At 43.1% G+C, this 856-nt stretch carries 1 protein-coding gene; it reads left to right on the plus strand.

Annotation, left to right across the window (positions count from 1 at the left end; translation table 11 throughout):
- Window positions 1–338: 338 nt before the first annotated feature.
- A partial coding sequence (locus tag A3739_RS03010; RefSeq protein ID WP_156502294.1) for a UvrD-helicase domain-containing protein occupies window positions 339–856 on the plus strand: 518 nt, incomplete at its 3' end.

An 856-nucleotide genomic window follows, 5' to 3' on the forward strand; every position in this document is an offset into this window, starting at 1 on the left:
GCGCTGATCACGTATCTCAGAGGTGTGTGCCCCTCAAACTCTGCATTCACAGAGTCTCCCGCCAAAATACGTTCCTTCATAGCGACTTCATCGCCTGAGGAAATCGCTGTCATCAAACCTTAGGGCTCTTTAATCGACTGCGTTGATGTATTGATTTGGAAATCGTTTGGAACCGCATTTTTTGAGGCACATCCGCCTACCCAGATCAGTAAACTTAATAGTATGATTGCACGCATCATCCGCTGACACTTATATCCTGTTAGTAAAGTTCATAGTTTGTTGACTCTGATACCAAAACTCAAGTAATCCGACATACCGCGTAACACGATAAGCACTGCATGCCCGAGATATCTCTAACACCTGAACAACGCATTATTGTCGATGCTCCCGTTGCGCATTATGTGATTCGTGCTGTTGCCGGTAGCGGAAAAACCACAACACTTGCACATCGAATCAATAAATTACTTGCTGATGGCTACGACCCACGACGCTTACTTGTGCTTATGTTCAATAAAAGCGCGCAACTCGATTTTCAGAAAAAGCTGCAATCAGTGCGAGGTGAAGGCCAAAGTATTCCAGAAGTACGCACGTTTCATGCGATGGGGTTTCGCTTATACAAACGCTTTATTGAGATCGGTGTCTTAGCTCCATATCAAGGCAATATTCTGAGTGAGCGCGAAATTCAATTTCACTTACTACAACTCGTTCCGCAGGTTCTTAGCCCCGAACAACAAAATGAGTTCAAGCGTTATAAAAAAGAATATCTTGATGTTGCAGCAAGCTTTATTGATCAATGTAAAAGCCAGCTTGATGACCCTCATAGTTTTTTCAAACACTCCGGTTTAGAGAATAAATT

It is taken from the genome of Oleiphilus sp. HI0067, from assembly GCF_001635735.1.